The sequence below is a fragment of the Chlorogloeopsis sp. ULAP02 genome, from assembly GCF_038404745.2.
In the GTDB taxonomy this organism is placed as follows: domain Bacteria; phylum Cyanobacteriota; class Cyanobacteriia; order Cyanobacteriales; family Nostocaceae; genus Chlorogloeopsis.
The window spans coordinates 30,381-45,023 of sequence record NZ_JAYKTT020000068.1 but is presented as its reverse complement, the minus strand read 5'-3'; the positions used below and the strand labels follow the sequence as shown (position 1 = coordinate 45,023).

At 42.3% G+C, this 14,643-nt stretch carries 12 protein-coding genes; 9 read left to right on the top strand and 3 right to left on the bottom strand.

The annotated features are described in order from the left end of the window. Nucleotides 1-387: 387 nt before the first annotated feature. From infB to U2718_RS23450, 3 genes are all read left to right on the top strand, one after another. Complete coding sequence (gene infB, locus U2718_RS23460) at nt 388-3,495, top strand: translation initiation factor IF-2 (protein WP_342002591.1); 3,108 nt, start codon at nt 388-390, stop codon at nt 3,493-3,495. A 574-nt stretch (nt 3,496-4,069) separates the two neighbouring features. After that, nucleotides 4,070-4,267, top strand: a complete 198-nt coding sequence (locus U2718_RS23455; RefSeq protein WP_342002590.1) for a hypothetical protein — start codon at nt 4,070-4,072, stop codon at nt 4,265-4,267. 618 nt (nt 4,268-4,885) lie between these two features. Further along, complete coding sequence (locus U2718_RS23450) at nt 4,886-5,614, top strand: peptidylprolyl isomerase (RefSeq protein WP_342002589.1); 729 nt, start codon at nt 4,886-4,888, stop codon at nt 5,612-5,614. A gap of 272 nt (nt 5,615-5,886) precedes the next feature. Here the strand turns inward: U2718_RS23450 and U2718_RS23445 are convergent, their stop codons facing one another. Beyond that, nucleotides 5,887-7,308, bottom strand: a complete 1,422-nt coding sequence (locus tag U2718_RS23445) for a serine/threonine-protein kinase (RefSeq protein WP_342002588.1) — start codon at nt 7,306-7,308, stop codon at nt 5,887-5,889. 63 nt (nt 7,309-7,371) lie between these two features. Here U2718_RS23445 and cbiT point away from each other — a divergent pair, with 63 nt between their 5' ends. Both cbiT and U2718_RS23435 read left to right on the top strand, forming a co-directional pair. Continuing rightward, nucleotides 7,372-7,974 carry a precorrin-6Y C5,15-methyltransferase subunit CbiT gene (gene cbiT / locus U2718_RS23440; protein ID WP_342002587.1) on the top strand — a complete coding sequence of 201 codons (603 nt, stop codon included), beginning with the start codon at nt 7,372-7,374 and terminating at the stop codon, nt 7,972-7,974. A gap of 85 nt (nt 7,975-8,059) precedes the next feature. Then, nucleotides 8,060-8,944: a phosphatidate cytidylyltransferase gene (locus tag U2718_RS23435; protein ID WP_342002586.1), complete on the top strand. Its 885-nt coding sequence runs from the start codon at nt 8,060-8,062 to the stop codon at nt 8,942-8,944. A 170-nt stretch (nt 8,945-9,114) separates the two neighbouring features. Here U2718_RS23435 and U2718_RS23430 read toward each other — a convergent pair whose 3' ends face one another. Further along, the gene (locus tag U2718_RS23430; RefSeq protein ID WP_342002585.1) at nt 9,115-9,831 is read right to left on the bottom strand and encodes a DUF2993 domain-containing protein; all 717 of its coding nucleotides are present in this window, start codon (nt 9,829-9,831) and stop codon (nt 9,115-9,117) included. A gap of 356 nt (nt 9,832-10,187) precedes the next feature. Between U2718_RS23430 and U2718_RS23425 the strand changes: the two genes are divergently transcribed. Both U2718_RS23425 and U2718_RS23420 read left to right on the top strand, forming a co-directional pair. Further along, nucleotides 10,188-10,952 (top strand): pseudouridine synthase, encoded by a 765-nt coding sequence (locus U2718_RS23425; protein WP_342002584.1) that lies wholly within the window; start codon nt 10,188-10,190, stop codon nt 10,950-10,952. Between the two features lie 25 nt (nt 10,953-10,977). Continuing rightward, complete coding sequence (locus U2718_RS23420; protein WP_342002583.1) at nt 10,978-11,775, top strand: helix-turn-helix domain-containing protein; 798 nt, start codon at nt 10,978-10,980, stop codon at nt 11,773-11,775. A gap of 245 nt (nt 11,776-12,020) precedes the next feature. On the opposite strand, the gene malQ is transcribed toward U2718_RS23420, so the two are convergent. Beyond that, a complete protein-coding gene (gene malQ / locus U2718_RS23415) occupies nt 12,021-13,532 on the bottom strand; it encodes a 4-alpha-glucanotransferase (RefSeq protein WP_342002582.1) in 1,512 nt (503 codons plus the stop codon). Nucleotides 13,533-13,638: 106 nt separating this feature from the next. Here malQ and U2718_RS23410 point away from each other — a divergent pair, with 106 nt between their 5' ends. After that, nucleotides 13,639-14,064: an NUDIX hydrolase gene (locus tag U2718_RS23410; protein ID WP_342002581.1), complete on the top strand. Its 426-nt coding sequence runs from the start codon at nt 13,639-13,641 to the stop codon at nt 14,062-14,064. Between the two features lie 128 nt (nt 14,065-14,192). Next, nucleotides 14,193-14,582, top strand: a complete 390-nt coding sequence (locus U2718_RS23405) for a RidA family protein (RefSeq protein WP_342002580.1) — start codon at nt 14,193-14,195, stop codon at nt 14,580-14,582. Nucleotides 14,583-14,643 lie beyond the last annotated feature (61 nt).

The following is a 14,643-nucleotide window of genomic DNA, read 5'->3' as shown; positions in this document are numbered from 1 at the left end:
CCGGCAGCCGCACCCCAGCGCTATCGCCACACCCTCTGTTACGCTAGAAATTAGTGCCAAAATAGTAAAGGGGTGTCTGGCAAGTCGCTCTTAAATATTTAAAGGAGCGAAGCAACACTCATCACAAGATTTACGCTTAATGTGTTGTGGAAGACTCAGAATCAGCAAAACAAAAAACTAAAAAATTGCAATCTGGTAGCGCCCACGCGCAGTCCGGCGTCAACCATCATCTCTGGTGGCGATGCCAGCATTAAACCGAAACATCTCTCTTTCCTGATTGGAGGCACCGGCAACAAAACGGCAACCTAAAAACAGTAATCAAAGGATGGAGATGTCGCACTAGCTGGCACCCATCCGTTAAAACTGTAAATTATAGGGGAAGAGTGGATGAACAACGGCAAAGTTAGAATCTACGAATTATCAAAGGAATTGAATTTGGATAACAAAGAGCTATTAGCAATTTGCGACCAGCTCAATATTGCGGTCAAAAGCCATAGCAGCACAATTACAGAATCCGAAGCGGAACGTATCCGTTCCCAAGCAGAAAAACTGGCAGCTACTCATGTGATGCCAAAAAAAGATCATCACGGTACAACCAGTCATAAACCAAGTACACTACAAATAAACTCACGCAACCGTCCTGCTGCATCTCAAAAACAAGAATTGTTAGAAATTCGCAAACCAAAACCACCCAAAAACACTCCTGCCAACGCATCTGAGGCGTCGGCTGCTACCAATAATCAAGCTGCTCTTTCTGAGCTGAATCCACCACCTCCAAGACCCTTCGCTCCTTCACCTGTCTCATCAATGAAGCCGACGGCACCAACTCGACCTGTACCCCGGAATCAGTCTGAGACCTTACAAATAACAGCTGTGACAGACGCGGACAACACCCCCAAGACAACCCAGCCAGGGGAAAAAATTGCAGCGGAAAAACCAGAAGCACCTTCCCCTGCACCTCAAAAACCAAAACAAGAAAAACCTCAAAAACCACAACTGTCAGCTCCACCTGCAAGACCTGTTGCAGAAAAACCGGAATCGGCCACCCAAGCCAGTCAGCCAGAAAAACCGATCCTCAAACGTGATCGGGATAAAGGTGGCAAGGGTAAGGCACAGACTCCTGTCGGTGTGGAAGCTGGACAGACACAGCAGCCACCGAGACCGTCACGTCCTACTTCACCCCAGCCAAAATCTGATCGCAAAGAAGGCAGACCCAATTCTCCACAAGGAGAAGGTCAAAAAACCAGAGTTCCGGCACGTCCTCCTCAAGCACCCTTGGCACCAACGCCACCCAAACCCATGCCTGTGGGAGCTACAAAGGCGCAGGTAGGACAAGAGTCAGAGGAAGAGGAAACAGAAGTAACCGAAATCATCGAACTCAAGCGTCCAGCCCCACCTCGTCAAACTAAATCTGGGAAGAAATGGGAAGAAGAAGAGATTGACGAAGTCAAAGAGTCAGCAAAAGCTGGCAAGCTAGGCGCTAAAGGCAAACGCCTCAAGCCCATTGTCGATGATTTTGAGGACGAAGATTTCCTTGATGAAGAACTGGAAACAGCAGAATCTGCCATTCAAATCAGTAATGCGATCGTTCGTCCGCCCAAACCTAAAGCTGCTAAACCAGCACAACCAGTTGCTTCAGCACCAGCAGCTAGACCGAAAAAGCCAGCGGCAGCAACCCGCGAGCAGCAACGTCGCCCACAAGAGCAAAAGCGTGAACGTCCAGAAAAGCTGATCGTGACAGGTACGATGACCGTGCAAGAGTTGGCTGACGCTTTGGCGGTTGCTGATACTGAGATTGTGAAGATTCTGTTCCTCAAAGGCATGGCGGTGAGTATCACTCAAAACCTTGATATTCCCACAATTACTCTGATTGCAAAAGAGCTAGAAGTAGAAGTAGAAACCCAAGAACCAGAAGCAGAAGCTCGCAAAGTCACGGAAATGCTGGATGTGGCAGACTTGGAAAACCTCCACAGACGTCCGCCAGTAGTGACGATTATGGGTCACGTAGACCACGGTAAAACAACCTTACTTGATTCGATTCGCAACACCAAAGTAGCAGCTGGTGAAGCTGGTGGAATTACTCAGCACATCGGTGCTTACCACGTCGATGTAGAGCATGATGGCAAAATCCAACAAGTGGTATTTTTGGATACACCAGGTCACGAAGCTTTCACAGCCATGCGGGCGCGGGGAGCACGGGTGACAGATCTTGCTATTTTGGTAGTAGCTGCCGATGACGGGGTTCGTCCACAAACAGTGGAAGCAATCAGTCACGCCCAAGCCGCAGAAGTGCCAATTGTCGTAGCAATTAACAAAATCGATAAAGAAGGCGCTCAACCTGATCGGGTGAAGCAAGAATTAACTCAATACGGTCTGACTCCTGAAGAATGGGGCGGCGAAACAATTATAGTTCCCGTCAGTGCTATCAAAGGTGAGAACTTAGATACCTTATTAGAGATGATTTTGCTGGTAGCCGAAGTAGAAGAACTATCTGCCAACCCAGATCGTCCTGCGAAGGGAACGGTGATTGAAGCCCACCTAGATAAAGCAAAAGGTGCAGTTGCTACTCTGTTAGTACAGAATGGTACCCTGCACGTAGGTGATATCCTAGTGGCTGGCTCGGTGTTTGGAAAAGTCCGAGCAATGGTGGATGACAGAGGTGCCAGAGTCGAAGCCGCTTCTCCTTCTTTTGCTGTTGAGGTACTAGGTTTAAGTGATGTGCCTGCGGCTGGAGATGAGTTTGAGGTCTTCCACAATGAGAAGGAAGCACGAGCACTTGCTGCTGAAAGGGCTGAAAAACAACGTCAATCCCGCCTCATGCAGGGACGCGTGACTTTGGCTGCTATCTCCGCTCAAGCCCAAGAAGGCGAGTTGAAAGAACTCAACTTAATCTTGAAGGGAGACGTACAAGGATCGGTAGAAGCGATTGTGGGATCACTCAAGCAAATTCCGCAAAACGAAGTGCAAATCCGCTTGTTGTTGGCTGCCGCTGGGGAAATTACCCAAACGGATATTGACTTGGCTGCTGCAAGTGGAGCTGTCATTATCGGCTTCAACACTACCTACGCTAGTGGTGCCAGACAAGCCGCCGACGAAGCTGGTGTCGATGTACGCGAATACAATATCATCTACAAACTCCTAGAAGACATCCAAGGCGCTTTAGAAGGTCTATTGGAGCCAGAGTTAGTGGAAGAACCTCTGGGACAAGCAGAAGTCCGTGCTATCTTCCCTGTTGGTCGTGGTGCGGTTGCTGGTTGTTATATCCAATCTGGCAAGCTGATTCGCAACTGCAAGCTGCGGATCCGGCGTGGTGGCAAGGTAGTCTACGAAGGTATCCTTGATTCGCTCAAGCGGATGAGAGAGGACGCACGCGAAGTTAACGCCGGTTATGAATGCGGTGTTGGTGTGGATAAATATAGTGACTGGTCAGAAGGTGACATTATCGAAGCCTACCAAATGGTTACTAAGCGCCGCACCCTCTCGGCTGCTAGATAAATAAAGTGAAAGAGTAGCAGAGTGGGAGAGTATAGTGAATACTTAAACTCATTATTCCCCCATCTCCCTCTCCTTCTACCCTCTTGCTTGATTTAAGTTGTCTGTAATTCCTAAGCTACAAAATAACTAAAGGTTAACCACCACAATCTGCTTGCTTGTAAATGGTATTTACTCTGATTAGAAATTCTAAGTTTTCATAACTGGGGTTAGACTTTATGATTAGTTAGAGTGCTGTTGTAGATTTAGTAATTTTCTCTATGGGTAGCGGATTTTGTCAGTTTTCTATTTTCTAAATGAAGCGGCTGAGGTTAGTTACAAACTGATTGCAAAATTTCTCAAAAAATCTGTTGTAGCCACATTCCGTAAGCACATCACGGATTTTAGTCACAAATGAAACAGAATTTGCTGCCGTAAAATATTACCTTTAGATAAAGATTTAGCAAAATTTCACGATTGTTATGGGTATACAGTTTAATGGAATCTTCAAATGGTTTCGTAAGCTTGCCCCAAATACAGATCACGCAAACAGTAGGTCAATCAGCTGACCAAGCTAAGACTAAAAACTGAGGTAACTATGGCTCGAATTCAAACTTCTAGCGATCGCCCATTCTCTTATGATGCCAATATCTGGAATAGCTTAAAGTGTGCGATCGCCACTAGTTCCGGCTTCCAGCGCTGGTTAATAGAACGCGATGTTCAATTTCAAAAGCTTAGTCTGGAACAACAAGTTCAGCGCTATTTGCGGGAAACTTTAGAAAATTTAGCTTACTAAAATCCTTTGGTTGTACTTGTCCTTATTTCTAGGATAAGTATTGTGCAACTTAATCTCTTAGCTTTGCATATGAATAGTGAAGACAGACAAAATCTGTAGTCATTTGGTGTAAACAAATTAAGATAAGTTGTATTCCAAGTGTTGTCAATTTGTAGTTTAGGTTTCCTTTCTCAACAAGAGCAAATTGATTGATTAACTTCAAAGGAAGCTTCATCTGCTCATTTGATACGCTGTACGCGTATACGAGAAAGTAATGTGGCGAGGCATAAGGTAAATTATACTGCTGATGTTATACCATGATGGATTTTAGATTTTGGGTTGAAATCACCTGAGCAGAATCATTTTTTAATTGGTGTTAGTATCAGCTTTATTGTCTTGCTATTTTTAAATATTAAAATATTTTATATTTAAGTGAATCTTTAGAATTCTCTTGACAGGACTAATAATGCTGTTAAGAATTCCAGCTATGGTAGTAAAAGAATTAAGTAAGTTAACATCAATGACTATATAGATTATATCCCTGATCTTTTAGAGAAATCAGGGATATTATAGAGTGGATTTTGAGTTTAATTTGATTGTTCTACTTACTAGTTTTTGAATAGTAGATACAGAATTACTATGTATAATTTGCCAAAAACACATATCAGTTCTGAGGAGATTGTCAGTTACCTTAAAAGTGAAATGAGTTTGCGGCAAGTATATCAAAAGATACTATCTCAAAAACTAATACATCATGTAGCCCAAGAAAGAGGAATCTTTGTTACTACAGAAGAAATTCAAGATGAAGCAGATCGCCAACGACGCGAAGAGCGTTTAGAAAAAGCTGCGGATACGATGGCATGGTTAGCACAGCAATTTGTTAGTCCTGATGATTGGGAAGTAGGAATCCGTAATCGACTGTTAGCAAAAAAAGTAGCAGAAACACTTTTTTCTCAAGATGTAGAAAAATTTTTTATTCAAAATCGCTTAGAGTTTGAACAAGTCATTCTCTATAAAATAATTATTAGTTGTGAAAAACTTGCTCAAGAAATTTACTATCAAATTGAAGAAGGAGAAATCAGTTTTTATGAAGCGGCTCATCTTTACGATATTGATGAAAATCGTCGAAAAAAGTGTGGTTATGAAGGTAAAATTTATCGTTGGTCACTTCCACCAAATATAGCTGCTATTGTCTTTAACGCTACTTCTCAACAATTGATTGGCCCAATTAAAACTGAGCAAGGTTATCATCTGTTAATGGTAGAAGAGTTGAGATCAGCAGAGTTAACATCGCAAATATATGAAGAAATTTTAAATAATATGTTTCAACAATGGTTAGCTGCTGAGGTGGAATGTTTGCTGCAATGATAAGTGGTTAGGCAAAATTAAAGTTATGGGTGGAGGCAAGGGAACAGGAAAGCCAGCGCCTTGGAGAAGCAGCCTGGTGGGCTGGTTCCCGCGTTGTAGCGACTGGCTGTCAACGGGGAACAGAAGAGGACAAGGTGATAAGGTGACTTGGGGAGGACACTTCCGTGCGGGGGTTCACCCGTTGGGGAAAGTGTTCGTCGACAAGGAGAATCGTGATTCAAGTTCTTTCCCCTTTTCCAAGTATTCCTTCTGCCCTCTGCCTTTTGAAAGCACTACTCTCGTTGTATTGGCAAATTTAACCAATTACTTAATTCATTAGCTAACCATTCGATTTCTAATTCAGATTCGACAGGAGCACTCTTGCCACCAATTTGATACCGATTAACTCCTGCCCAAATAACCAGTTGGGGTGGAACCTCGATTCTGTTACCTTGAAAGTCGCTAGTAAAAGTTCTCGGTGTATAGACTAGCTTTGTAATTTCTTGTGTGGGTGTTGGCGCAACACGATTGAATTTCAACCCCAACATTTCAGAAGTAAATGTTATGAAAGAGCGATCTAGGTGCAATCGGATACGTTTTAGTATGGGAGAAAAAATTAAATATACCATATGCAAGCCAGCACCCCAAAAAGGTAGCGAGAACAAAGCAAGGGGAATATTAGCAGGAAAAGGAGCGGCTAAAGCATTAATTGTCCAAAACAAGATAAATGAATTCCAGGCGATCGCAAACAAAACCATGAACGCCGTTGAACCTTTAAAACCTGTGGGTGGAATTAGAATTTCCAAAGCATCTGCATTTTTAGTTAGCGTAATTTTGCTACCAATTGGTTTGGTAATACTTAAAGCAGTGCTATTGATGACTTGGGGGTTTTCTAAAGCCTCCAGTGCTTTTAGGGCAGAAGGCAAACGTCTTTCTAGACTAAGTTCAGTCATCCACTTCAACCAGTGGCTCAAAGCAGGAGTGAGATTTACTATTTGCTCAAATTGAATACGAAAATCCTTTTGGGGTAAATCTGCGGGATGAGTTCCCGTCACCAAGTAAATTAAAGTTGCTCCCAAACTGTACAAATCAGAAGCAGGTACGGTGCGTCCGCCAAATTGTTCTGGTGGCATATATCCATAAGTTCCTACCACCGTGACTGTGCTGCCTTCGCTTGCTGCCACAGTTTGTACTGAGCCAAAATCTACCAAATAGACTTGCCCGACACTATTACCAGAGCGATCGCTCAATAAAATATTGCTAGGCTTAATATCACGGTGAATCACAGGAGGATTTTGCTCGTGCAGGTAAATGAGAATTTCTAAAATTGCTTTGGCTATCTCTTTGACTTCCGCTTCTGTAAAAGTGCGTCCAGCTTTTAAATATTGCTCTAAAGATTGCGCTGGGATATAAGTCTGCACCAAAGCAAAACCTTTAAAATTCTGTGTATTTACCTCAAAATAATCTAAGTAGCGCGGAATTGAGGTATGAGACAAAGATTTTAAAGTCTCAGCTTCCCGCTCAAACAGTTTGAGATCATCCCATTCAAAATCACTGTTGAAAGATAGCAACTTGACTACAACCAATTCACCAGTCATGCGATCGCGAGCCAATAAAGTCCGTCGCCCAGCCTTTTTACCTAGCTGCTGCTGTACTTCGTAGCGTGACGCGAAGCTATCGCCATCGGGCAACTCGCCTAAGATTTGACTAGTCATAGTAATTGGTTATAGCGCTACGTTGAAGCCATATCTTTCTTTACTATAACTGTATACAAATATATGCCTTCTCAACTCTGGCCTTACATTAGTCCTGGCATCCCCGACGATTTATTCGAGCACTTACCGGGAATTCCCTTAAGCCAACGAGAAATTCGACTACTGTTGATTGCTCAATTGCGCCTTCAGCCCGATACAATTTTGTGGGACATTGGTGCAGGTACAGGTACTATTCCTGTAGAAGTTGGTTTGTTATGTCCCCAAGGGCGAATTATTGCTGTGGAAAGAGATGAAGAAGTTGCCAACCTAATTCGCCGTAACTGCGATCGCTTTGAAGTCAAAAATGTTGAAGTTATAGAAGGTAGTGCTCCCGATTGTTTACACGAACTCAAACAAACACCCCAACGCGTTTGCATAGAAGGTGGACGCCCAATTCAAGAAATTTTGCAGACAGTTTGGCATTATTTGCCATCATCGGGTAGAGTTGTCGCCACAGCTGCTAATCTAGAAAGTCTGTATGCTATTTCTCAGAGTTTTGCTCAATTGCAAGCAAGAAATATAGAAGTTGTACAATCCGCAGTTAACCGTTTGGAAACACGTGGTTTTTCTCAAACTCTCGCTGCCGTAGATCCAATTTTTATTCTCAGTGGTGAGAAACTAGACTAATTCTGAAGGATGAAGGTAGAAGGATAAAGGATAAATATTTCTTAATACTTCACTCTTCATCCTTGATACTTCATACTTCACAGTTATGCCTTGGTCTCGAATTTTTAGTGGAATTGTAGCAATTACTGTTGCACTATTGGCAACAGTGTTAGGTGGATGGTATTTTACCATTGTATTTGCCGTGATTATCTTTTTAGGTCAAAACGAATACTTTGGATTAGTGAAAGCCAAAGGCATAGCTCCTGCTGCAAAAACTACCATTGTTGTTAGTCAAGTTCTTTTAGTTATTTGTACGCTAGATGGCAACTTAGCTGATGCAGTTATGCCAGTGGCAGGTACTTTCATTTGTTTTTACCTATTGTTTCAGCCCAGAATGGCAACGATCGCCGATATTTCCGCTTCGATTTTAGGGCTATTTTACACTGGTTATTTACCAAGTTACTGGGTAAGATTGCGAGCGATTAATAGTACAGTTGTCAGCAACCTTCCTTTGGAAGGTTATTGGCCTTCAAGTTTGACAGAATTTCTTCAACAAAGACATTCAACTTCTTTGCCAAACGGTTTAACAGCAACACTACTAACTTTTGCCTGTATCTGGGCAGCCGATATTGGTGCTTACATTATTGGTAAATTCTTTGGTAAAACCCCTTTATCTGAGATCAGCCCGAAAAAAACTGTTGAAGGTGCTGTCTTCGGTGTTTTTGCCAGCATTATCATTGCCTTTGCTGGAGCTTACTATTTTCGTTGGCCTCAATACCCGATTACTGGTTTAACATTGGGTTTATTGATTGGCATTGCTAGTCTTTTAGGCGATCTCACCGAGTCTATGCTCAAGCGAGATGCAGGAGTCAAAGATTCAGGGCAATTAATTCCCGGACACGGTGGTATCTTAGACCGTACCGATAGTTATATTTTTACGGCTCCCTTAGTTTTCTATTTTGTCACTCTCCTGTTGCCACTACTGGTTTAGTAGTCTGCCATGCAAATTATCAAAGGTTATAGATCCCAGACTTAAAAAAGTCGGGGATCTGAACACCATATTTTCAGGTGAGACAACACACGGCAGAAAGGAAAAACTTTTACCGATAAAGATATTATGAAGAATTAAGAGATAATATTTTTAATCTTTAAGTTTTTACTTTAAGGTTTAACGTTAACTTGCCCACGACACACTACCTTTCCTGGGATCAGTTGTAGTTCTTGGATGTCAACTTCTGAACCCAAATCTATATAATGTTCATTCTCATTTTCTGCTCTAACTTCCGTGTTGTGGTTCGGGAAAAACTGTGTTACTTGTAACTCATGTTGACTCAGTAATTTTAAGCGCACACACATTTCTGATGGAGTAGAGTTGTTTTCAGGAAATAGGGAAAAATAAAGTATAAAGTGACCATTGCCAAGAATAATTTTTTGCCAAATTATCGACTTGGATTGTGAGCGTTGTTCTGGTGATAGTTTATCCAGTAGCTCATTTAATCCCGATACTAATAAAGTAGAAGCAATAGAGGCATTAAGATCGTCCTCCTCCAAGGAAATTTCCCCACTAACTGGTACTGTTTCTAACAGTCGCAGTGGCTGTCCCTTAAGTACTGAGCCAATATTGATACGAATATTTTGTGCTATTAATTGAATTTGCCTAACATGAAGACCTTTGTAAACAGCGTAACTAGCACTAATGGACACTAAGGGGATAGAACCAGAGAGAATTTGGCGATCGCTAGCTTTGATCTCGACTTCTAACTCAGAGATTTGACTAACTTGTGATCTTAACCATACCTTTAGTGCTGCTTTCAACACATTTGTGACAATCCGAAGTTTTTTCTGGGAACTTTGGGTTTCTAGATTGTTTTCTGACATTTACTCACTCAATGTAATGAAGATTTACTTACAAATCTACAAGAGTTTCAACAAAACTTAAATGTATCATTTGTGGCTACCAATAACCAACCACAAATATACGATTTAAGTATGTCGGTACAAATAAAGCTAACTCGTTAAGACCGTCATTTGTCATTTGTCCTTCGTCATTGGTTAGGTTTTTAAACATATTTACTTTTCGTAACTTAGTTTTGTTTATTACCGCCGACTTACTTAATCAATAAAGGACTGACAAAAAAGTAGTCACGAGTTAGAAGTCAGAATAATTTGTATTCTGGGTTCTGAGTTCTTCAAGTAATTTTTTAAGTTTTAATTTTAGAATAAGCAATTTCCACATGGAGACTAGGTTACAAAAGATTCTATCTCAATGGGGTATTGCCTCGCGTCGTCAAGCCGAAGAAATGATTAGGCGATCGCGCGTGCGTGTCAATGGAGACGTAGCGCATTTGGGGCAAAAAATTGATCCTCAAAGAGACATAATTACAGTTGATGGCAAGCCAGTATCAACTGTAGAACGTCCAGCTTTAGTGTATTTGTTACTACACAAACCAGCAGGTGTAGTCTCCACTTGCTACGATCCCCAAAATAGAAAGACAGTTCTGGATTTACTACCACCAGAATTGCGTTCTCGTCAAGGTATTCATCCTGTTGGGCGTCTAGATGCAGATTCTACCGGAGCATTAATACTCACGAACGACGGAGAATTGACATTTTGGCTCACCCATCCGCGTCACAGTATTTCTAAAACCTATCGTGTTGTGGTGAAGGGACATCCTCCGCAAGCTGTACTGCAAATGTGGAGTAAAGGAGTGATGTTGGATGGAAGAAAAACACGAGCAGCACAAGTAAAACTGATCGAAAGATTAGCCGACTCTAGCTGTTTAGAAATTATTTTAAAGGAGGGAAGAAATCGCCAAATTCGCCGTGTTGCCCAAAATTTGGGCTATCCAGTTATTAAATTACATCGTACTGCTATAGGTTTAATTCAATTACAAGTGCCTAACCACAAGGGCTTACGTGAAGGTGAGTATCGTTACCTCAAAGAGAGCGAAATTAAATTTTTACAACAAATTCAAGTAGATTCCCAATTCAAGATTTAGCTAGATCCAAGGAGCATAACAGCCAATGAAGTGGTTTAGAAGGAATAAGCATAAGTCTACACCTTCAGTTGACGAGCGCCAGCAAGCCGAAAAGTTAGCAGCCATAGGTGGGCAACTGAGTGCCTCACGCCAGGAAAAAGGTTTATCACTAGAGGAAATGGTTGTACTGACAAAAGTTCCTCGGCGGCTATTGCAAGCAATTGAAGAAGGTAATTTAAAAGAACTTCCAGAGCCAATCTACATTCAAGGGTTGATTCGACAATATGCCGATGCATTGGGCTTTGATGGTACAGAATTTGCTAGTCACTTCCCGGTTAACATCAACAAAATCATTACTAGGCCTGCTTTAAAGACTACGACAATTAGTGAATTACGTCCAATTCATCTTTACCTTATTTATGTATTTGTGATTTTATCTTCTGTGATTGGCTTGTCTCGGTTATTGAATCCCAACGCACTACAAACAGCCGATAAAACTCAGCAACAGCCAGATGTAGAAGCCGTTTTAGATTCACGATCGCAAAATGCCCAGCAACATCTTCAGTCAGTCAGTGAGATTACAAGTAATGAAGAACAACAGTTGCAGATTGGTGTGATCTTGACAGAGAAATCCTGGATTCAGGTTAGAGTCGATGGTAAAGTCGAGTACGAAGGTGAACTACCACAGGGCTTTCGTGGCAATTGGCAAGCCCAAGAGCAATTAACAGTGAGAACTGATAATGCTGGAGGCGTATTGGTAAGTGTCAACCGTCAAAAAGCCAAGCAATTGGGAGAGCCAGGCAAACAAAAAGAATTTACGATCGCTGCCAACACAAGGTCATAGTTGAATTGTTCTAATGTGAATTAGCCTAACTCACCTTTAGTCGTACCAAATTATAGATTGATTGTAAAATCCAATTTTAGGTATAACGACCACAGATGGACACAGATAAACACAGATAAATCATCCGTGTGTATCTGTGTTTATCTGTGGTCGATTTCTAAAACATGATTTTTGCTTGCTGTTTTAATTTATATCAAGATGTAAGTGTTGAGTTTATTTATAACTCAACACTGATAACTCAAAACTTATGACTTTGGTTGCGGGACACGTCCGTATAATGTGGTTAAAGCTTTCAGCTTCCAGGCTGACTCTTGAGTCAAAGCCTCTGCTTCATAACGCCATTCCCAATTGCCCTCCGCTTTGCTGGGAAAATTCATCCGTGCCTCAGTTCCCAAACCGAGAATATCTTGCAAAGGAAGAATTGCCAGATTAGCGATCGAACTCAAAGCCAGACGAATTAAATCCCAGTGGATGCCATCCGGGCTGAAGCAACCTAAATAAAGTGATAAATTTTGCTTTTCCCAATCTGACGCTTGATTGAACCAACCTACAGTAGTGTCATTATCGTGAGTGCCGCTGTAAACGACTGCATTACGTTGGTAGTTAAAGGGTAAGTAGGGGTTAGCAGAATCGGAGCCAAAAGCAAACTGCAAAATTTTCATCCCTGGAAATTCAAACTTGTCTCGCAGTGCTTCTACCTCTGGGGTGATCGTACCTAAATCTTCAGCCAAGACTGGCAGTTTACCCAGCTTTTGTTTTATTGTCTCAAATAACTCTTCTCCAGGCGCTTTCACCCACTCTCCATTAATAGCTGTTTCTTCGCCTTTTGGTACAGCCCAATAAGATTCAAATCCCCGGAAATGATCGATGCGAATAATATCGACGTAATCCAGCATCGCTTCAAATCGCTGAATCCACCAGCTAAAGTCTTGTTTTTGCAAAGTTTCCCAATTGTAAACCGGGTTGCCCCACAACTGACCGGTAGCGCTAAAGTAATCTGGTGGAACTCCCGCCATCAAATCCACTTCACCTGTCTGTTGATCTAGGCAAAAGATATCAGGATGCGCCCAAACATCTGCACTGTCATGAGCCACATAAATAGGAATATCACCAATTATATAAATATTCCGCTGATTGGCATACTGCTTCAATTCTGACCATTGGCGGAAAAACTCGTATTGAGTAAATTTATGGTAAAAAATTGCTCCAGCCAGCAGCAGCCGCGCTGCCTCCATTGCTTTATCGTGGCGCTTGGCAATTTCCGGTTCCCATGTGTGCCAACTTGGGCTAGCTTGCGCATCCTTGAGTGCCATAAACAAAGCGTAATCATCCAACCAATAGGCTTTAGTTTGGCAAAAATTGGCGAATGCATGCTGTTGTTCTGGTGTAGCATGGCTCTTAAAGTTGGCGCAGGCTTTTTTCAACAGAGGAGTTTTAGCTGCTACAGCTAGCTGGTAATCTACCTTTCCTGTAGGAAATGCTGGTAAATTTGCAAAATCCTCTTCCTCCAGCAACCCTTCATCGCGCAGCTTTTCTGGGCTAATTAATAGAGGGTTTCCTGCCATAGCCGAGTATGACATATAAGGAGAATTACCGTAACCAGTTGGTCCCAAAGGCAATACTTGCCAATATTGTTGGTTACTTTCTTGGAGAAAATCAATAAAACGATAAGCCCATGTTCCCAAATCTCCTATTCCGTAGTGACTGGGAAAACAAGTGGGATGCAACAAAATACCACTAGCTCTCAAAGGATGCATAATTAACCTGAACTGTAGGAGGAAGATATCCCAACGAATTTACCACGGAACAGACGTCTGCTTTCAGCTAACTGAATCACCAGACTTAATGCAAAAATGGTGTTTTATGAATCATCAAAATCCTGTTCCGACTGTTGATATCATCATCGAATTGGTTGACCGTCCTCATCGACCAATAGTGTTAATTCAGAGACATAATCCGCCTTTGGGTTGGGCAATTCCCGGTGGTTTTGTAGATTATGGCGAAACTGTGGAAGCCGCAGCCCAGCGCGAAGCCACGGAAGAAACGGGTTTGCAAGTGGAGTTGATAGAACAATTACACGTGTATTCCGATCCGAATCGCGATCGCCGCAAGCACACGATCAGTATTGTTTTTTTAGCCACAGCAAAAGGAGAAGCAAAAGCAGGAGATGACGCCAAGGATATTGGAATTTTTGAGCCTTGGTGCATACCTACTAATTTATGTTTTGACCACGATCGCATTCTCCAAGATTATTGGCGATATCGGCACTATGGGATACGTCCGAGGTAGGCGATTGGGAAGAGGACACAAAGACGCAAGGACGAGGGGACACGGGGAATGTAAATACCCTGTTCCCTAGCTCCTAGTCCCTAGCCCCTAGCCCCTCTTTTGGTAAAAATAAAACACAGGGACAACCAATGAATAAAAAAGTAATAAACACTGAACAAGCACCTGCACCAGTCGGCCCCTACAATCAAGCTATTGTTGCTTCTGGTCAAATGATGTTTGTAGCTGGACAAATTGCGCTCGATCCAAAGACGGGTGGCATTGTCGGCACAGGAGATGTGACTAAGCAGACAGAACAAGTAATGGCTAATTTGCAGGCGATTTTAGCTGCGGCTGGGGCAAAGTTTGAGGATGTAGTCAAAACAACTGTATTCTTAGCTGACATGAATGATTTCGCAGCGATGAATGCTATTTATGCTAAGTATTTTGACGAGGCTACAGCACCAGCACGAGCCTGCGTACAGGTATCTCGTTTACCTAAGGATGTGTTGGTTGAGATTGATTGTATTGCGGTATTTTAGGGGCTAGAGGCTAGGGACTAGGGGCTACTAGGAATTAGGAAGAGGAGGGAGATAGGGAAGA

What these genes read in the sequence shown, in the direction of transcription:
- U2718_RS23410 (WP_342002581.1), top strand. Translation starts at nt 13,639, where the DNA reads ATGAATCATCAAAATCCTGTTCCGACTGTTGATATCATCATCGAATTG.
- U2718_RS23430 (WP_342002585.1), bottom strand. Translation starts at nt 9,831, where the DNA reads ATGTCAGAAAACAATCTAGAAACCCAAAGTTCCCAGAAAAAACTTCGG.
- U2718_RS23425 (WP_342002584.1), top strand. Translation starts at nt 10,188, where the DNA reads ATGGAGACTAGGTTACAAAAGATTCTATCTCAATGGGGTATTGCCTCG.
- U2718_RS23405 (WP_342002580.1), top strand. Translation starts at nt 14,193, where the DNA reads ATGAATAAAAAAGTAATAAACACTGAACAAGCACCTGCACCAGTCGGC.
- malQ (WP_342002582.1), bottom strand. Translation starts at nt 13,532, where the DNA reads ATGCATCCTTTGAGAGCTAGTGGTATTTTGTTGCATCCCACTTGTTTT.
- U2718_RS23450 (WP_342002589.1), top strand. Translation starts at nt 4,886, where the DNA reads ATGTATAATTTGCCAAAAACACATATCAGTTCTGAGGAGATTGTCAGT.
- U2718_RS23435 (WP_342002586.1), top strand. Translation starts at nt 8,060, where the DNA reads ATGCCTTGGTCTCGAATTTTTAGTGGAATTGTAGCAATTACTGTTGCA.
- U2718_RS23455 (WP_342002590.1), top strand. Translation starts at nt 4,070, where the DNA reads ATGGCTCGAATTCAAACTTCTAGCGATCGCCCATTCTCTTATGATGCC.
- cbiT (WP_342002587.1), top strand. Translation starts at nt 7,372, where the DNA reads ATGCCTTCTCAACTCTGGCCTTACATTAGTCCTGGCATCCCCGACGAT.
- U2718_RS23445 (WP_342002588.1), bottom strand. Translation starts at nt 7,308, where the DNA reads ATGACTAGTCAAATCTTAGGCGAGTTGCCCGATGGCGATAGCTTCGCG.
- infB (WP_342002591.1), top strand. Translation starts at nt 388, where the DNA reads ATGAACAACGGCAAAGTTAGAATCTACGAATTATCAAAGGAATTGAAT.
- U2718_RS23420 (WP_342002583.1), top strand. Translation starts at nt 10,978, where the DNA reads ATGAAGTGGTTTAGAAGGAATAAGCATAAGTCTACACCTTCAGTTGAC.